This window comes from bacterium, assembly GCA_013360215.1.
GTDB lineage: Bacteria > CLD3 > CLD3 > SB21 > SB21 > JABWCP01.
This window is the reverse complement of record JABWCP010000001.1, coordinates 165,749-182,504: the sequence shown is the minus strand read 5'-3', so window position 1 is coordinate 182,504 and position 16,756 is coordinate 165,749. Positions and strand designations below refer to the sequence as shown.

The following is a 16,756-nucleotide window of genomic DNA, read 5'->3' as shown; positions in this document are numbered from 1 at the left end:
TCGGCCTATCGTAAGTTCATATTATTGGAAACCTATGTGTTATTTTTGCGTATGCCAGCTTAGATAGCATTTTTGAAATTAAAACGGGTTGCATGGATCCTAAGAACAAATTGTTTCGTGTCGCATTGATTTTTATTCCGATTCTCTTCGTGATCGGAGTGATTCTCAATTCGTTTATGTTCTATGCGAAAATTCGTTTTAGTGCAGGGGACTGGGGCAGTGAACTTCTGAGTATTGCTATTATTGCTTTGGTTTTGTACGTAGCGTTTAATTATCCTCGATTTGAATCAATCAGTATCACACAAAAATTGCGATTGTCGCTTTTTTTCGTTGTAACGATCTATGGTGTGGGCCTATTGATGACGCTCGTCACCCAACCCGTTTTTTTCACGCCGCGTTACTCCGGTTCCTATGTACTCAGAGCTTATACATGGTCAGGTGTCATAGTCGCGCATGTGATCGGATTCGTGGCCGTATTATCGCTGGGTTCATGCCTTCGGATTTTGCAGACATTGATTTTCTATCGTCGAAAAAAGAATACGGCTACTTTTTTTCATTTGTTCTTACTTTTTGGTGCTTTGACGGCCTTATCAACCGCGATTACGGGGCGGCCACTGAAGTACGATCCGTCCTCTAATCACATCATCACATTTAACCTTCTTGTTATTACCACTATTTTTCTTCTGATCAATGCGGGACGTGTGACATGGGTAACTGTTCTCAACCGACGTCAGAAGTTTCTTACATTTATCGGCGGGTTGGTATTTACCCTAATTTCGGCCGGACTTTTGGGTGCGGAGATCGGTGGTGGTGCCACCTATGCTGACATGGTGTATTCCTATAGCCGTACAGCCGGGAGTTTTCTTTTTTTAATGACGGTTTTTGTTTTTGTATATAGTATCAGTACGACGATCAATACACTGCTGCACTTGCCGACGGCCGCCATTTATGATAAAAAAGTTCGCGAAATCAATTCAATTTACTCGCTGAGTCGCACGATCAATTCGCTCTTTGATGTGGAAAAAATCGTGGTCTCCGTGACCGAATTGGTGTGCGATGCGACAGGCGCCAATGCGTGTTGGTTGGAACTGGCCAATACAAAAAACCCTGCCTTCCGTACGCATTTTGATTTTGCGGCTGTACGTCAGAGAGAACCGTTTCAGGTTCATTTTCTCGAAGTTAGCTTTCGTAAATTTCTTTCTAAACATGAAAATGCAAGATTGATACCATCCAACGATCAGCATCACCATTACTATCTGACCGAACCGACGGATTGGATCATCAATAACAAACAGCCGATTTTGATCAATCAAGTCAAACGCGATAAACGAACAAAAGATCTGAAACGCACACCCATCGAGTCGCTTATTGGTGTGCCTTTGATCACGTCGGATGGTATGCTCGGGATTATTTTTGCCGTCAAATCAACTTCGTTCGGATTTGATCAGGATGACATTGCGATCATATCAGCGTTAGCCAATCAGACGACGGTAGCTATCGAAAACACGCGTTTGGTCAAAGAGTCACTTGAAAAAGAACGTCTTGCGGAAGAATTGCGCATCGCCCATGATGTGCAGATGAAGCTTATACCGCAGGAAATTCCCGATATACGCCATGACCTATCTAAAATGACGCTTGATATCGGCGCGACGACAGTGCCTGCCAATGAAGTAGGGGGTGATTATTATGATTTTGTTCGTCTGGCCGACTGGCGCTGCGGAATTGCGGTAGCCGACGTTTCCGGAAAGGGTACCTCGGCCGCTTTTTATATGGCAGAGATCAAAGGCATAATTCAAGCCTTAGCCGGTATTTATTCCGCCCCTAAAGACCTTTTGATCGCCGTTAATGACGTACTTTTTGGAACGATTGATCGCAAATCGTTTATTACGTTGCTATATGCGGACGTGGATATATCAAAGAGCGAACTGCGTTTTGCGCGGGCCGGCCACTGTCCTTTACTGCACATGCGCGATGGCGTCAAAACCTATATTCAGCCCAACGGCATCGGCTTAGGATTGGATAAAGGTAATCTTTTTCGTCAAGCTATCGAAGAGAAGACAATACGAATTGATGATCGGGATGTATTTGTCATGTACAGCGACGGATTGGTTGAAGCGCGAAATGCGAAGGATGAAGAGTACGGTGAAGAGCGCCTCAGTAAATGTCTTGACGGTGTCGAGCATCTTCCGGCCGGAGTTATTAAAGATAAAATTATAGCCGACGTAAAACGATTTGTCGGTTCGGCGAAAACACACGATGATTTGACTTGCGTTGTTTTCAGGTTGGCAGATTTGCAGAAACAAGTTGTTCCGGTGGCCCCTGTCACCGAAGCGGAAACAGGGGAAATCACAGCCGTACGACGCGTTTGATTTGTGCTTGAAATAGATGAAAAATTGAAGTACAATATTTTTCAAAAAGCGACACTTCAGTTTTCATTTTATAACGATAGGAACAAACCATGAACGGGTTCGAAGTCACGCGAAAAGACGAGCAGGATATCACTGTTCTGTACTTGAAGGGATATCTTGACGCGCACACGTATCCGCATTTTGAAGGCGAGCTTCAAAAATTGATGGAAGAAAAACGTTACCGGATCGTCGTGGATTTTCAGGAGCTGAGCTATATTTCAAGCGCCGGGTTGGGCGTTTTTATGGGCTTTATTGAAACAGTTCGCGAAAATCAAGGTGATATCAAGCTGTGTACGATGTCCACCAAAGTATATAAAGTTTTCGATTTGCTCGGTTTTCCGACGATTTATCAGATACTCAAAGATCCTTCGGAAGCGCGCGATCACTTTGTACAGGCCAACAAACAATAATCGTGGAAACAACGGTGTCCAGCGTTACAACAAATTCATTTAATATGGCCATCCCGAGCCGTACGGATAATCTGGGGATCATTCGTGAGTTTATCACGTCGATCGCCCGACGGTTTGGATTTAACGATGATGCGATCGGTGAAATCGAATTGGCCGTTGATGAAGCATGTGCCAATGTGATCAAGCACGCGTATAAATATGACGAATCCAAAAATATTGATATTACAGTAGAAACCAACGGTAGTAAATTTACCATCATTATTTCCGATGAAGGCGAAGGGTTCGATCCGGATCGTCTGGAAACACCTCAACAGCGTCTTCAGAAACATGCGCGCGGAGGCCTTGGAATAGCGCTGATCAAACGAATGATGGATGAAGTGGTTTTTGATATTCATCCCGGCGAAAAAAATCGTGTTAAAATGATCAAATACGTTTCGTGACGACTTCGACACTAATTCATGACGTTCACTTCTTTAACTCTTGAATCCCTGCAAACCACGTCCTCTCTGATCCTTCCGTTTTTTTTATTATATCCAGAAATTCATTACCGCTTCCGATTCTTTCCGTTCAGCCGATATTTCAAAAAAGAACCTGAAATCATTGCGGATATTCCACATCGTATAGATCGTGGTCAAAGGATGCCGGTTTTTGTTTTGATCAAAGATGCGCATCTCTATCCTACGTCCATTCTCTCTGTTCGTATCATCATTACAAAAGGCGCAAATAGTGATGAATTGATTTTCCCGGTACAAGAGGAAATACGTCAACATTGGTGGTGGAAAAAGTGGGATATCGCCGTAAACGAATCATGGATAGGTCATACTGTTCAACTGCGTATTGTTGTCGAATACAGAACAGCCGGGGTCACGCATACCGTCGAAGCCGACAATATAATTGGAACAACAAAGGCCCCGTTTGATGTCTATGTGAGCGGGGATCATTGGCCGCAACCCCAAGGGTGGTTTAACGGTGATTTGCATGTACACAGCGACTATACCGAAGATGCTATAGAATATGGGGCTCCGCTGCCCATGCTCAGAGCTGCGAGCGAGGCATTGGGATTAAATTTTATCGCCGTGACAGACCATTCCTATGACTTGGACAATAAGAAAGAGGATTATAATCAATCCGATCCTACGCTTGCGCAATGGCGCGCATTTCTCGAATCCGTGAAACAGATGAATGATGAACCCACTTCAAAAGTATTATTGCTGGCCGGTGAAGAGTTATCATGTATGAATATTGCCGATGAAAATATACATGCGTTGATTCTTAATTCGGATCAATTTTTTTATGGTTCCGGCGACGGAGGTAAAAATCCGCTAAACACATCCTCCGAACATACGGTGTCGGAAATGACCCGTTTATTGAGTAAAAAAACTCTTATTATGGCTGCGCATCCTTTAGAAAAACCATCTCCCATGGAGCGTACTTTTTTGCAGCGGGGGGTATGGCGTTTAGAAGATTTTTATAATCGTTCGGCGGAGGTCTTACAAATTTTAAATGGTAGTAACGATACGGCATTCAAGCAAGGATTGGGCTTGTGGGTGCATCTTTTGTTGTCTGGCCGACGTGTTTATATCGTTGCCGGAAACGATGCGCATGGCAACTTTAATCGTAACCGTCAGGTGCGTATTCCTTTTTGGACCATCGAAGATGTGTCGCATCACAAACAACTGGGATGGGCGAGAACCGTATTATACCTCGGTGAACAAAAACCTAATACGGAAAACACAATCAACGCCATTCGTGAAGGATGCGCGATTATTTCGACGGGCCCGTACATTGTTTTTAATGTCGTAAACGAAGCAGGCCTTTCTAGCCGCATCGGTCAAAATGCTAGAGGACGACGGTTTCGGATTGCATGGGAAGCATCAAGCGCGCAAGAGTTTGGTGCGCTCGAAACGATTAGCGTCTTTCAAGGAGTTATCGGCGAACCGCACGAAAAGGTTTCTACGGTGGCGGTTGATGCATGGTGCGATCAAGGAGAATTCCATACGACGGCGGATGCGCCGAGTTATATACGTTTGAGCGTTACTACGAAAAGTCAAAATTTCTGCTACACGAACCCGATTTGGCTTGAATAAAGCCCCCTTTACCGTTGCTTTTTCATCGTTGCATGTGTATTTTTGTTACCAATTATTTGTTTGAAATGTTATGGCAACGGCGCTCATTAAACCTGCGACAAAGATCAGAATTGATTGTAGAATACCCGGTGATAAATCCATCACACACCGTGCGGTTATTTTTTCAGCTATGTCTGAAAGCATCGTCTCCTTGCTTAATATTGCAACCGGCGCAGATGTGCAAAGTACTATAGATTGTATGCGCCGATTGGGTGTGAAGGTCGATCAAAACGGTTCAGAGTTGCACATTACCGGATGCGGTATGCATGGTTTTGTACCACCATCCGCGCCTTTGGAGTGCGGGAATTCAGGAACAACGGCAAGATTATTGGCGGGTATTCTTTCCGGTCAAAGTTTTAAATCTGAACTTAGTGGCGACGCGTCTTTATCCCGACGCCCGATGAGACGCATTATTGAACCGCTGACTCAAATGGGTGCCAAAATAAAAACATCAGCACAGCAAACTTTACCGATAGAAATTGAAGGTACAGAATTAAAAGCCATCGATTACAGTTTACCGATTGCAAGCGCTCAAGTCAAAAGTTGTATTTTGCTGGCCGGTCATTATGCTAAAGGAACAACAACCGTTCGCGAAGCGGTCATGACTCGGGATCACACGGAGCGTCTTCTACCGACGATAAAAAAATCGGTTGAAGTAGGCCGGATTCGTTTGTCGGTTACGGGAGGTGATTCTTTTCGTTTTGAGCATATGACGATTCCCGGTGATTTATCTTCGGCCGCCTTTTTGATTGTGGCAGGGCTCTTGGTGCCTGAAAGTGAAGTGACTATACGCCATGTTTCGCTAAACCCCACTCGCATTGCCTTTTTGGAAATTTTGAAAGATATGGGTGCGGATATTACTATTCATAATATCACTGAGGCGCGAGAACCTTATGGTGATATCGTCGCGCGTCATACCCGCGAATTAAAATCGGTACAATTAAGCGGCTCGGTTGTAGCTGCTTTGATTGATGAAATTCCGATATTGGCCGTGCTAGGAACTCATTTGAAAGATGGTTTGGAAGTCCGTGATGCACGTGAACTACGCAATAAAGAATGTGATCGTATCGAAGCCATTGTAAAAAACATGCGGTCTATGGGAGTACGAATTGATGAATTTGATGACGGATTTCGTATTTATCCCGGTTCATTTCGATCGTCAGAAATAGATTCATTTGATGATCATCGCATTGCAATGGCATTTACAGTTGCCGCTTTGATTGCTGAAGGCGGTGAATCTATCGTACACTCTGCAGAGGCTGTACGTATTTCTTTCCCTGAATTTTATAGTATATTAAATATATCCTTATCTTCGGACCGCATGGCGGTTCATCAATAGTTTTATTCTTACGGAGGTTTTATGCCCAAGGACAAAGGCAAAGCGAATACGGAAAAAGTGAAATTGGGGATCGTCGGTGCCGGCGCTATTTCACAGGTAATCCATTTACCTATACTTTCTAAAATGAACGATGTTGAAATCGTGGCTATCGCGGATTCGGATAAAACCAAAGTAGGAGCGTTGGCGGAAAAGTATCATATCCCCAATGTTTTTACCGATTTTGAAAAACTTTTGGCAATGGAAGAAATTCAGGGCGTTCATATATGTACGCCTAACAGTATGCATGCGCCGATGGCTAAATCAGCATTATCCGCAGGGAAACATGTTCTGGTGGAAAAGCCCATCGCACTTACCTATGAAGAATCCAAAGCCATGGTCGAAGAATCCAAAAAACGGAAAAAGATTCTTATGGTGGGAATGAATCATCGTTTCCGTCCGGATGCGATGGTTCTTAAAAATTTCGTTAAAGGTAAAGAGCTTGGTAAAATATTTTACACCAAATCGGGTTGGCTGCGTCGTCGCGGCAGCTGGAATGAAACCGATTGGGCCAAAAAGAAAAATGTTTCCGGCGGCGGTGTTTTTATGGATCTGGGAATTCCGATGCTGGACCTTTCCATATGGCTGATGGACAATCCTAAAGTTCATAGTGTTTTTAGCACGATGTACAGCCATTTTCAGAAAGACGGCGTCGAAGATTCGGCGGCGGTAATGATTCGTTTTGAAAACGATGTCGTGCTTTCCATCGAAGTCAGCTGGACATTACTTATGGAAAATGATTTTATGTATTCCAATCTTTTTGGTACAAGCGGGGGCGCTTTGCTCAATCCGCTGCGTATTCACAAAGAAATGCACGGCAACCTTGTCAATGTGACGCCTCAAAAAATGGAAAAGCCGGAAAATAATTATAAAAAATCTTATGAATACGAACTGAAGCACTTCGTGGAATGCATTAAAAATAACCGGCCTTCGATGTCCAGCGGCGAAGAAGCTATGGAGATCATGCGCATTTCGGAAGCGATTTATCAATCGGCCAAAGAAAAACGTGAAATCGTTTTAAAATAACGAATGTTTGGACAGCGGAAAATTGCATTAGCTTTGGGCGGCGGCGGTGCGCGCGGTTTGGCCCACATCGGTGTACTCAAAACTTTAGAACGCCATCATATTCCGATGGATATCATCGTCGGTAGCGGTATAGGCGCTGTCGTCGGAGCGATGTATGCTCAGAGTTTGCATATTGTTGAGGTAGAATCTCGGATTAAAAAGTTCTTTCTTGGCGATGATTTTAAAAAAACGGGACTCCACCTTTTTCGTCGTGATATGCATCCTGAAAATTTTTTCGGACAAATAGCCCGGGCAGTAGGGAATGAGTTGCTGATTCAGTTGTACGCCGATCGAATGTCTTTGATGAAAGAAAACCGACTCGGCATCGTGATGGATGAATTGTTAGGAGATGGTTTAATCGAAAATACCCGCATTCAATTTGCCGCTGTTGCAACAAACATGATCACCGGAAAAACGGAAATTTTCAGAGAAGGTTCAATCAAAGAAGCCGCGAAGGCCAGTTCATCTATCCCGGGTTTTTTACCGCCGATGCAATACGAAGATAAAGTCTTAGTGGATGGTGCTGTCGCTGCGCAGACGCCGGTAGATGCGGCATGGGAGATGGGGGCTGACTATGTGATCGCTGTTGATACGTCGCGCACTCTGGCCGGAGAGGCACCGCCGGCGAATATGATTGATTTATTATTTAGAACTCATCTTATCACAGCCCTGCAAGCCAATGCTCTTATGTGTTCCAGGTCAACGGTACATATTCGACCTGAAGTCGGACATCATCATTGGGCGGCATTTGAAAAAATGAATGAACTCATAGCGGCCGGAGAAAAGTCGGTGGATGTCTCTATAAATGCGATATTCATGGCACTCAAAAAAGAAAAAAGCCGGTTATCTAAACACCGGCTTTCGAAAGTTTGAAGGATAGCTGATTAAGTAAGTTTAGCAAAACGCACTTGTTGAACGAGCTTCGGTGATTTTTTGGTAATCCTGAAACTTAGATTTTGATACCGAATTTCTTCTCCGTTGTTGGGAATATGACCTGCCACATTATTCAGAAAACCGGCTAACGTTTCGTAGTTATCATCCTCGGGTATGTTAGCCTGAAATTGCTGATTAAAATCGCCGATTCGCATCTTGGCCTGTACCGTATAGCTGCCGTCAGATAAAATTTCAAATTCCTTTTTTTCATCGTCGTATTCGTCCTGAATCTGCTGGCCGACTATTTTTTCGATTATGTTTTCAAGTGTGACAACACCGCTCGTTCCGCCGAATTCGTCAATGATAATCGCCATATGAAACCGCTGTTGCAGAAAGTCCTGCATCAGACGATTGATACTGATGCTTTCCGGTGCAAAATAAGCAGGTCGCAGTATCGTTTCAAAGGAAGCGGTCGTTATCGTATCGCGGTCAATTTTGAATAAGTCTTTGACATAAAGAATACCGATCAATGTATCAATTGACTCACGGTACACTGGTATGCGCGTATAGCCGCTGTCTATCGCCGATTTCAGATTTTCAACAACCGGTTTCTCTATATCCAAGGCAAATACATCCATGCGGGGAATCATTATTTCTTTTACTGAAGTTTCGGTAAAATTGAAAATATTTTCGATCAACTTGTACTCCGTAGCATCAATCACACCGCTTTTACGACCATCAGCAATGAGCATACGAATTTCTTCTTCGGAGTGAGACAACTCATGTTCACCGGCTGGGTGAATCCCAACCATACGAAGCATGAGATTAGCGCTTTTATTGAGTATGAATATGAACGGTTTGAAAACGACATAAAAAAGATGAAGCGGTGATGCAATCCAAAGCGTTGTTTGTTTAGGATATTGGATAGCAATGGATTTGGGGCCCAGTTCGCCCATCGTGATGTGTAAAAACGTAATCACGGAAAAACCGATACCAAAAGACAAGGCATGAATCACTTGCGGATTGGTTATTCCAAAATAATTGATAATAGGCTCAATCATGCGTGAAATGGCGGGTTCGCCGATCCAGCCGAGCGCAATACTTGTAATCGTAATACCAAGCTGGGTTGCAGACAGATACGCATCGAGGTGCATAATAACTTCTTTAGCGATGCGTGCACGGATGTTTTTTTGTTCGATGGTGTCGATTTGCGTTGAACGCACTTTAACGATGGCAAATTCGGCGGCGACAAAAAAGCCGTTGAGTAAAACGAGTATAAGGATTACTAAGATATCAATAACCACGAGGGGTGTTATCTCCTTTAATGAAAAAGCACTTCACGTTGAGCGAAGTGCTTAAAAGCTGATGCAATGTCACGTAAAACACGTTAATTTGCAATAGATTTTATATGCTATTTTCTGCTGCGAATGAATTCCTCTACGATTTTATCTATTTCTTTTTCCGACAAAGAATCATTCTTAGGCGAAGAAGAAACGGGGGCAGGCGATATTTCGGCGGTTTTTTTGCTTGTATCTTTTGCCGGTGATTCGGTATTGCCGTGAACTAAAGAAGATTTGAACGGGCGTATTTCGAAAGCAAGCCGCTTTACGTTCATCAAATGATACGGCATGATATTATCCGTCGTGATAGAGCCTCCGAGTGTGCCGGGTCCGAGTGTCATGGACGGTGCGAGGCCGGTCGTGTAACCGACAGCGCCTAAGGTGGAAACGGTGTTCACGCAAATACGGAAGGCCGGTTTTTCGAGGCCGAACTTCATGATCACATCATTATCCTGCGAATGAATGGACATCGTATGTCCTATACCGCCGAAATTGAGAATTTCCAGCGCGCGGTCACAGCCTTGTTCCCACCCGTTTACCCAAAAAAGCGATAATACCGGTGAAAGTTTTTCGGCTGACAGGGGTTCTTCTTTGCCGACTTTTTCGCAAGGAACAACCAGGACCGTCGCATCCGATGGTGCCGCTACACCGGCCATTTGCGCAATTTTAGGTGCAGGAAGGCCAATAATCTGGGTATTCAATTTTCCTTTAGGAAACATCAGTTGCTGAAGCTTAATTTTTTCTTCGTTATTGCAAACATATGCGCGATTGGCTTTCAATTCAGCAATAACCTGATCACGCAGTGCGGCGTCGGCAACGATGGAGTTTTCAGATGAACATAATAAACCGTAATCGAAACATTTACCCGCGACGATATCGGCGATAGCTTTTTTAACATTCGCCGTTTTTTCGATAAAAGCGGGGACATTGCCAGAGCCTACGCCCAGAGCCGGTTTACCCGAACTGTACGCTTCGCGTACAATACCGGGCCCGCCGGTAGCCAAAATCACCGAAGTCTCCGGGCACTTCATCAATGCTTGTGTTCCTTCAAGCGTCGGATGTTCGATGCAACCGATGAGACCTTTGGGTGCGCCCATAGATTCGGCAACGTCGCGGAGGATGCGCATGGCTTCATAAGTACACTTGGCTGCACGCGGATGGGGAGCGATAGCGATGGCATTACCGGCTTTAAGCGATATTAAAATTTTATACATCACGGTAGATGTGGGATTGGTCGTAGGGATAATAGCGCATACGACACCCATCGGAGTACCGATCTCATAAAATTTGAGTTTATCATCGTACCGCAAGACACCGACCGTTTTCATGTCCTTGATGTATTCGTACACATCGCGTGTGCCAAATTGATTTTTTACAATCTTATCCTCATAACGTCCCATACGCGTTTCGTCGGCGGCCATACGCGCCAAACGATCTGCGGCGGCCAGCCCGGCATCGGCCATCGCTTTGACAAGGGCATCTACTTTTTGTTGCGTAAATTTTGCAAACTCTTTTTGTGCGGCTTTAGCTGCACGGGCGATGTCGCGTGCTTCTTGAATAGCGATGAGGTCTTTATCCATAAGGGCTGGGCCTGAATATAAAATGAAATGTTAAATGCAGTCGAATATACGCGGCTGTGCAAAAGATTTCAAGCGATAATCCGAAGTCTATCCGGCTAAAGCGGCATCAATCTGAGCTTGTGTCGCATAGCCTTTGGCGATGATAACTTCACCGAGTTTTTTACCGCTGCTTTGTTGTTCTTTGAGGCATTCGTCCAGTTGGGATTGATTGATAACACCTTTGCTGATGAGTTTATCGCCAAGCATGATTCAGTCCTTTCGTTTGTTCGTTTGATTTAGTTATTCGTTATAAAATTTTTTACCTGATTTTTGCAACTGTACCAAATAATCGCATGGGGTAAAACGTACGCCGTAAGTGTGCGCATATTTTTCAAGCTGTGCAACTATTTTATCAAGACCTTCGCTGTCGGCGTATCGCAAAAGGCCACCGCGAAATGGAGCAAAACCTGTTCCGAAGATCATCCCGATTTCGACATCGCTAGGTTGGCTGACGATTCCTTCGGCCAAACACATGGCCGCTTCGTTGATCATCGTATAGGTCATGCGTTCGACCATTTCTTCTGAACGGATAGTCGAAGTTTGATTTGCTCCTATAAGCGCGTAGACGGCAGGATCAACCTGAGGTTTGTCGTCAGCGTGTTTATAAAATCCTAATTTTCCTTTTTTTCCGAGACGTTTGGCCTCATAAAGTTTTTCGACAACGCGGGACGGTTGTACGCGTTTGCCGAATGCATCGTAAAAAATATGGCCGACTTTGTACGCTACGTCAATTCCGACTTCATCGATAAGTAGCGCCGGACCCATCGGCATACCGAAATCGAGCATCGTTTTATCCAATAGTTCGATGGTAACGCCTTGCTCCATCAGATGCCCGGCTTCATTGAGATAGGGCATCAAGAGACGATTGACAAGAAACCCCGGTCCGTCCTTTACGACGATAGGCTGTTTACCGAGCTTTTTTGACAACGCATAGATCGTGGCCACTGTCGCATCCGATGTTTTTTCTCCGCGAATAATTTCGACGAGCGGCATTTTGTGTACCGGGTTAAAAAAATGCATTCCGATAAATTTGTCGGGATTTTTATAAGCCTTCGCCATTTCGGTTATGGATAAGGAAGACGTATTGGACGCTACGATACAGCTATCGCTGACGTGACTTGAAAGTTCACCGATAACTTTTTTCTTCACATCCATATTTTCGACGATGGCTTCGACAACCAGATCGCAACGGCGAAAACCGGAATAATCCAATGCGCCGGTGATATAGGACATTTTCCTGTTGAACGTTTGTTTGGTTAGTTTACGTCGTTTTAATGCCCGCTCATATACTTTTTTAGCTGAGTCGAGACCCAATGTGATTGCTTGATGGTTGATGTCTTTTAGTCGTACTTCGATATCATAATTAGAAAAAAGATAGGCGATTCCGCCACCCATGACGCCTGCGCCCAGTACACCGGCATAACGTATCTCGGGCGATTTTACGGATTTGTCGGTTACCCCTGTATCTTTTTTAATTTGCTCAGTGAGCCTAAAAATCCGTATCAGATTTTTAGAAATCGGAGAAGCAACCATTTCGCCTAAATAACGCGCCTCAATTTTCAATCCGTTTTCAAGCGATTGGGAATACCCTTCGCGTACAGCGTCTAATGCTTTTAACGGAGCGGGGTATTGGCCTTTGCTTTCTTTGAGTACACTTTTACGCGCCTGACTGTAGATCAGCGGTTTGCCAACGGATTCGAGTAAAAAATTAATGAGCCCCGATGGTTTACGTCGTTTGACATACCCGGTTGTTTTTCCGGAAATAATTTCTTGTACAAAAGCGGCAGCATAGCGTTCGGCAAATTCAGACGGTATGACTTTGTCTACAACACCGTTCCTCAATGCATTTTTCCCGTCGTAAGCTTTACCTGACAAAATCATGGGGAGGGCACGCTGGAGGCCTATAAGACGAGGCAGACGCTGGGTTCCGCCAAAACCCGGCACTATGCCGATCATGACTTCCGGAAGGCCGATTTTTGTTTTAGGTGAATCGGTTGCAATACGGTAGGTGCAGGCCAGTGCTAACTCCGTACCACCTCCCATACACGCGCCATGAATAAGGCAAACGGTCGGGAAGGGAAGTTTTTCTATTTTCGTGAAAATGGCTTGTCCCTGCGCGGCGGCGGCTTCCGCGATTTTGGGGTCGGTGATATTTTTGATTTCATCAATATCCGCACCGACGATAAAAATACCGTCTTTGGCACTGTGAATGATACAGCCCTGTATAGATGGCGACTGACTTGCCAAATAATCCAAAGCCTGATTGAGCGCTTGCATGACGGGGGTGGAAAGTTTATTAAATTTTTCACCGGGATAGTCAAAGGTCAGCCATGCCAGACCGCCTTCGATCTTCAGCTTAAGACTAAATAAGGAATCCATATTATATATACTCGGGTGAGCGTTGAAAGTTAGAAAGCCGATCTGCGTATGATCGCAAATGCGGCTGAACCGATGTTACGGTACTTCGACTTTATTCAAAACTTGCGTAATGATTTCTTCGGTAGTCAGTTCCTCGGCTTCGGCCTCGTAAGTGAGTATAACGCGATGACGCAATACATCCATAGCCACGGCGCGTACGTCTTCCGGGATCACATAACCCCGACGCTTGAGAAATGCATACGCTTTGGATGCAAGGGTCAAACTGATGGATGCGCGCGGTGAAGCGCCAAAGTGAATCAGCGGCTTTAACTCCGGCAATCCATATTTTTCCGGTTGACGTGTCGCAAAAACGAGATCGACAATATAGTTTTCGATTTTTTCGTCCATGTATATTTCGTTTACCGTTTTGCGTGCGCGTAAAATTTCTTCCGGGGTCGCCACCGGCTTAACTTTCAGTTGCGGTGCCGTCGTTGCATTGCGGCGTATAATCTCCAATTCCTCATCGCGCGTAGGATAACCCACCTTGAGTTTGAGCATAAAGCGATCCACTTGCGCTTCGGGCAGAGGATATGTTCCTTCCTGCTCGACGGGATTTTGCGTCGCCAATACGAGAAAAGGTTCCGGCAGAGGATACGTCGTATCGCTGATGGTAACCTGACGCTCTTGCATAGCTTCAAGCAACGCGCTTTGCACTTTGGCCGGTGAACGGTTGATTTCATCCGCTAAAATAAGATTGGAAAAAACCGGTCCTTTGCGGGTATAAAAATTTCCTTCTTTCTGATTGTAAATCAGCGTTCCGAGCAAATCGGCGGGCAAAAGGTCGGGCGTGAACTGAATACGTTGAAACTTGGTATGAATCGTTTCCGACAATGTTTTGATCGCTAAGGTTTTCGCAAGACCCGGCACGCCTTCGAGCAGAACGTGGCCGTTGGACAAAAGCGCTACTAATAAACGCTCGATCATATACTTTTGACCGACGATAACGAGGCCGACTTCTTTGAGAATGTTGTCAATGAATCCGCTTTCGATATAAATGCGCTCGTTCAGTGCTTTGATGTCAACCGATGCCATGATGTCCCTTGCTCCAAAACTGTATCATTTATACTAATGTACTTTTTTCGATTTTAATAATCACGAGTGTAATATCGTCCTGTTGCATTTCCTGATCCGGGGCAAATGTGCTGACCGCGGCGATGATTTCGTCCTGAATATTTTTAGCAGAAGTTTCACGGTTATTTTCTATAACCTCTTTGAGACGCTCTTCGCCGAACAATTCTTCGGCTTCGCTGAATACTTCCGTAATCCCGTCTGTGTACAATACGATGATGTCGCCCGGATCAAGCGGCTGGGTCATCTGACGATAATCCTGATCGGGGATGAATCCCAATACAATGCCGCCCTCCCGAAGTTTGATCCATTCGCCGCTTTCTTTACGGATCATCGGCGGATTATGGCCCGCATTCGTATAATACATGATGAGGCGTTCAAAATCAATTATGCAGTGAAAGAACGTTGCATAGCGGCCTTCGGCCGTATGTGTGCAAAGGAGGTTGTTCAAACTATTAACGACTTCCCAGCTCGTTTTGTATTCGTGCACCATGCCACGATAGCTGGTGTACAATACGGACATCATGATGGCGCCCGGTACGCCTTTTCCGGATACATCGCCGATGGAAACCGTGACCTGATGATCATTAAGCTTTAGCACATCATAGAAGTCGCCGCCGACAGCATAACAGGGAAGGCTTTTGGCCGTTATTTGCAGATTGGGAATACGCGGTAACTGCTGCGGGAGGATAGCCTGCTGGATCTTACCTGCAATTTTAAGTTCTTTTTGCAATTCTTCATTGCGAATGGCTTGCTCGTTGAGCTGTGCATTTTGTATGGCAATTCCGGCTTCGCCGGCGATTGCATTGAGTATATCGAGAAATCCCTCATGGTAAGCGCCGAGCATGTCACTTTCGAGATTGAGTACACCGATGGTACGGTCGCTGTCCTTGATGGGAATTGTTATTTCGGATCGGGTATTGTCACGAACACTGACGTAGTGTTCATCAAAATTGACGTCTTTTACGATGACCGGTTTGCCAATGATCGCAACGTGACCGATCAGACCGGTTCCGACTTTCATGCGAATTTGTTCCATTACTTCAGGATCGTAACCGCGCATGACCGCACTTTCGATTTCTTGCGTCACTTCATTCACCAGGAAAATACCGGCGGCATCGTACGGCACGATGGATTTGACGGCATCGAGAATATTATCGAGCAATTTTTCGGTATGAATTTCACCGTTAAATTTTTTGGCAATCTCTAGAACGATTTCTTTTTCTACGAGCGATTTTTGAAGTTGACTATAGAGGCGCGTACTCTCAAGCGTATTGCCGACGCGTTGCATGGATTGCCAGAGGATTTTTTTATCTTCGTCGCTCAGATCGTAGCGAATCTGCGTTTCTTCACCCAACACGAGCAAGGCGCTAATGCCGTCTTTTTTTAACATCGGTATGATGTATTTGCAGCCTTCGTGTTTGAAAACTTTTAACGCATCATCGGTTAAAACGGTCTGATGCATAACAAACAGTTCATTTATTGTGAATACGCGTTTGCCGGATAACAAGGCATCATAAACGGCCATGTCGGCTTTAATACGTTTGGTAATGAGGTCACTGCGGCCATACGAACTCACCAATGAAAAAAATTCGGGGATGCGAAGGTAAATCGCGGCGTATTTGACATTCAGCAATCCACTAATCCGTTCGGTGATAATATCGGCCATTTCATGATAACCCATCGTGGAAACCAACCGGGCATCCAAATCACGGAGATCTTCCTGGCGACGGTAGTAATAGCTAAAAACGATTTTCCGGATATAGAGTTCCGTGAGTTTACGGATAGGCTCGTAAATGAGGATGAAAACCAGAGCTTTGAAGAAAAAAATCACATAGTCGCTGGTGCGCGGAAAGTAACTGTCGGAGATGTATTCTCCGATGAGAAAAATAGCGATAAAAATAGCAACGAGGACGGCATATAAGATGACATCACGAAGCAGCGTACGAGAAAAATTGAACATGAAATCGTAAGATTTGAACGAAAATTAAAAAGCGGGCTAATATAGCCGACCACATGTAAAAATACAAGCGTAATATCCGTCTGACGGCGTA

General features: G+C 44.8%; 13 protein-coding genes. 7 read left to right on the top strand and 6 right to left on the bottom strand.

What is annotated here, in order from left to right:
* Positions 1-92: 92 nt before the first annotated feature.
* The 7 genes from HUU58_00815 (at position 93) to HUU58_00785 (ending at position 8,257) form a co-directional block, all read left to right on the top strand.
* Positions 93-2,369 carry a SpoIIE family protein phosphatase gene (locus HUU58_00815; GenBank protein NUN44196.1) on the top strand — a complete coding sequence of 759 codons (2,277 nt, stop codon included), beginning with the start codon at positions 93-95 and terminating at the stop codon, positions 2,367-2,369.
* Positions 2,370-2,458: 89 nt separating this feature from the next.
* A complete protein-coding gene (locus tag HUU58_00810) occupies positions 2,459-2,818 on the top strand; it encodes an STAS domain-containing protein (GenBank protein ID NUN44195.1) in 360 nt (119 codons plus the stop codon).
* Between the two features lie 14 nt (positions 2,819-2,832).
* On the top strand, positions 2,833-3,258 hold the full coding sequence (locus HUU58_00805) for an ATP-binding protein (protein ID NUN44194.1): 426 nt from the start codon (positions 2,833-2,835) through the stop codon (positions 3,256-3,258).
* 198 nt (positions 3,259-3,456) lie between these two features.
* The gene (locus tag HUU58_00800; GenBank protein ID NUN44193.1) at positions 3,457-4,905 is read left to right on the top strand and encodes a CehA/McbA family metallohydrolase; all 1,449 of its coding nucleotides are present in this window, start codon (positions 3,457-3,459) and stop codon (positions 4,903-4,905) included.
* Between the two features lie 70 nt (positions 4,906-4,975).
* Positions 4,976-6,283: a 3-phosphoshikimate 1-carboxyvinyltransferase gene (gene aroA, locus HUU58_00795; GenBank protein ID NUN44192.1), complete on the top strand. Its 1,308-nt coding sequence runs from the start codon at positions 4,976-4,978 to the stop codon at positions 6,281-6,283.
* A 21-nt stretch (positions 6,284-6,304) separates the two neighbouring features.
* A complete protein-coding gene (locus tag HUU58_00790) occupies positions 6,305-7,345 on the top strand; it encodes a Gfo/Idh/MocA family oxidoreductase (GenBank protein NUN44191.1) in 1,041 nt (346 codons plus the stop codon).
* 3 nt (positions 7,346-7,348) lie between these two features.
* Positions 7,349-8,257: a patatin-like phospholipase family protein gene (locus HUU58_00785; GenBank protein ID NUN44190.1), complete on the top strand. Its 909-nt coding sequence runs from the start codon at positions 7,349-7,351 to the stop codon at positions 8,255-8,257.
* Positions 8,258-8,268: 11 nt separating this feature from the next.
* Here HUU58_00785 and HUU58_00780 read toward each other — a convergent pair whose 3' ends face one another.
* From HUU58_00780 to HUU58_00755, 6 genes are all read right to left on the bottom strand, one after another.
* Entirely contained in the window at positions 8,269-9,561 is a 1,293-nt protein-coding gene (locus HUU58_00780; GenBank protein NUN44189.1) for an HlyC/CorC family transporter, read from the bottom strand.
* A 107-nt stretch (positions 9,562-9,668) separates the two neighbouring features.
* The gene (locus HUU58_00775) at positions 9,669-11,177 is read right to left on the bottom strand and encodes an aldehyde dehydrogenase family protein (GenBank protein NUN44188.1); all 1,509 of its coding nucleotides are present in this window, start codon (positions 11,175-11,177) and stop codon (positions 9,669-9,671) included.
* Between the two features lie 87 nt (positions 11,178-11,264).
* Complete coding sequence (locus HUU58_00770) at positions 11,265-11,423, bottom strand: hypothetical protein (GenBank protein ID NUN44187.1); 159 nt, start codon at positions 11,421-11,423, stop codon at positions 11,265-11,267.
* Positions 11,424-11,456: 33 nt separating this feature from the next.
* Positions 11,457-13,595 carry an enoyl-CoA hydratase/isomerase family protein gene (locus tag HUU58_00765; GenBank protein ID NUN44186.1) on the bottom strand — a complete coding sequence of 713 codons (2,139 nt, stop codon included), beginning with the start codon at positions 13,593-13,595 and terminating at the stop codon, positions 11,457-11,459.
* Between the two features lie 75 nt (positions 13,596-13,670).
* On the bottom strand, positions 13,671-14,666 hold the full coding sequence (locus tag HUU58_00760; protein ID NUN44185.1) for a MoxR family ATPase: 996 nt from the start codon (positions 14,664-14,666) through the stop codon (positions 13,671-13,673).
* A gap of 28 nt (positions 14,667-14,694) precedes the next feature.
* Positions 14,695-16,665 carry a SpoIIE family protein phosphatase gene (locus HUU58_00755; protein ID NUN44184.1) on the bottom strand — a complete coding sequence of 657 codons (1,971 nt, stop codon included), beginning with the start codon at positions 16,663-16,665 and terminating at the stop codon, positions 14,695-14,697.
* Positions 16,666-16,756: the final 91 nt, after the last annotated feature.

Coding starts and splice junctions, on each gene's coding strand:
- HUU58_00755 (NUN44184.1), bottom strand. CDS start 16,665: ATGTTCAATTTTTCTCGTACGCTGCTTCGTGATGTCATCTTATATGCC.
- HUU58_00765 (NUN44186.1), bottom strand. CDS start 13,595: ATGGATTCCTTATTTAGTCTTAAGCTGAAGATCGAAGGCGGTCTGGCA.
- HUU58_00800 (NUN44193.1), top strand. CDS start 3,457: ATGCCGGTTTTTGTTTTGATCAAAGATGCGCATCTCTATCCTACGTCC.
- HUU58_00775 (NUN44188.1), bottom strand. CDS start 11,177: ATGGATAAAGACCTCATCGCTATTCAAGAAGCACGCGACATCGCCCGT.
- HUU58_00770 (NUN44187.1), bottom strand. CDS start 11,423: ATGCTTGGCGATAAACTCATCAGCAAAGGTGTTATCAATCAATCCCAA.
- HUU58_00760 (NUN44185.1), bottom strand. CDS start 14,666: ATGGCATCGGTTGACATCAAAGCACTGAACGAGCGCATTTATATCGAA.
- aroA (NUN44192.1), top strand. CDS start 4,976: ATGGCAACGGCGCTCATTAAACCTGCGACAAAGATCAGAATTGATTGT.
- HUU58_00810 (NUN44195.1), top strand. CDS start 2,459: ATGAACGGGTTCGAAGTCACGCGAAAAGACGAGCAGGATATCACTGTT.
- HUU58_00815 (NUN44196.1), top strand. CDS start 93: ATGGATCCTAAGAACAAATTGTTTCGTGTCGCATTGATTTTTATTCCG.
- HUU58_00785 (NUN44190.1), top strand. CDS start 7,349: ATGTTTGGACAGCGGAAAATTGCATTAGCTTTGGGCGGCGGCGGTGCG.
- HUU58_00790 (NUN44191.1), top strand. CDS start 6,305: ATGCCCAAGGACAAAGGCAAAGCGAATACGGAAAAAGTGAAATTGGGG.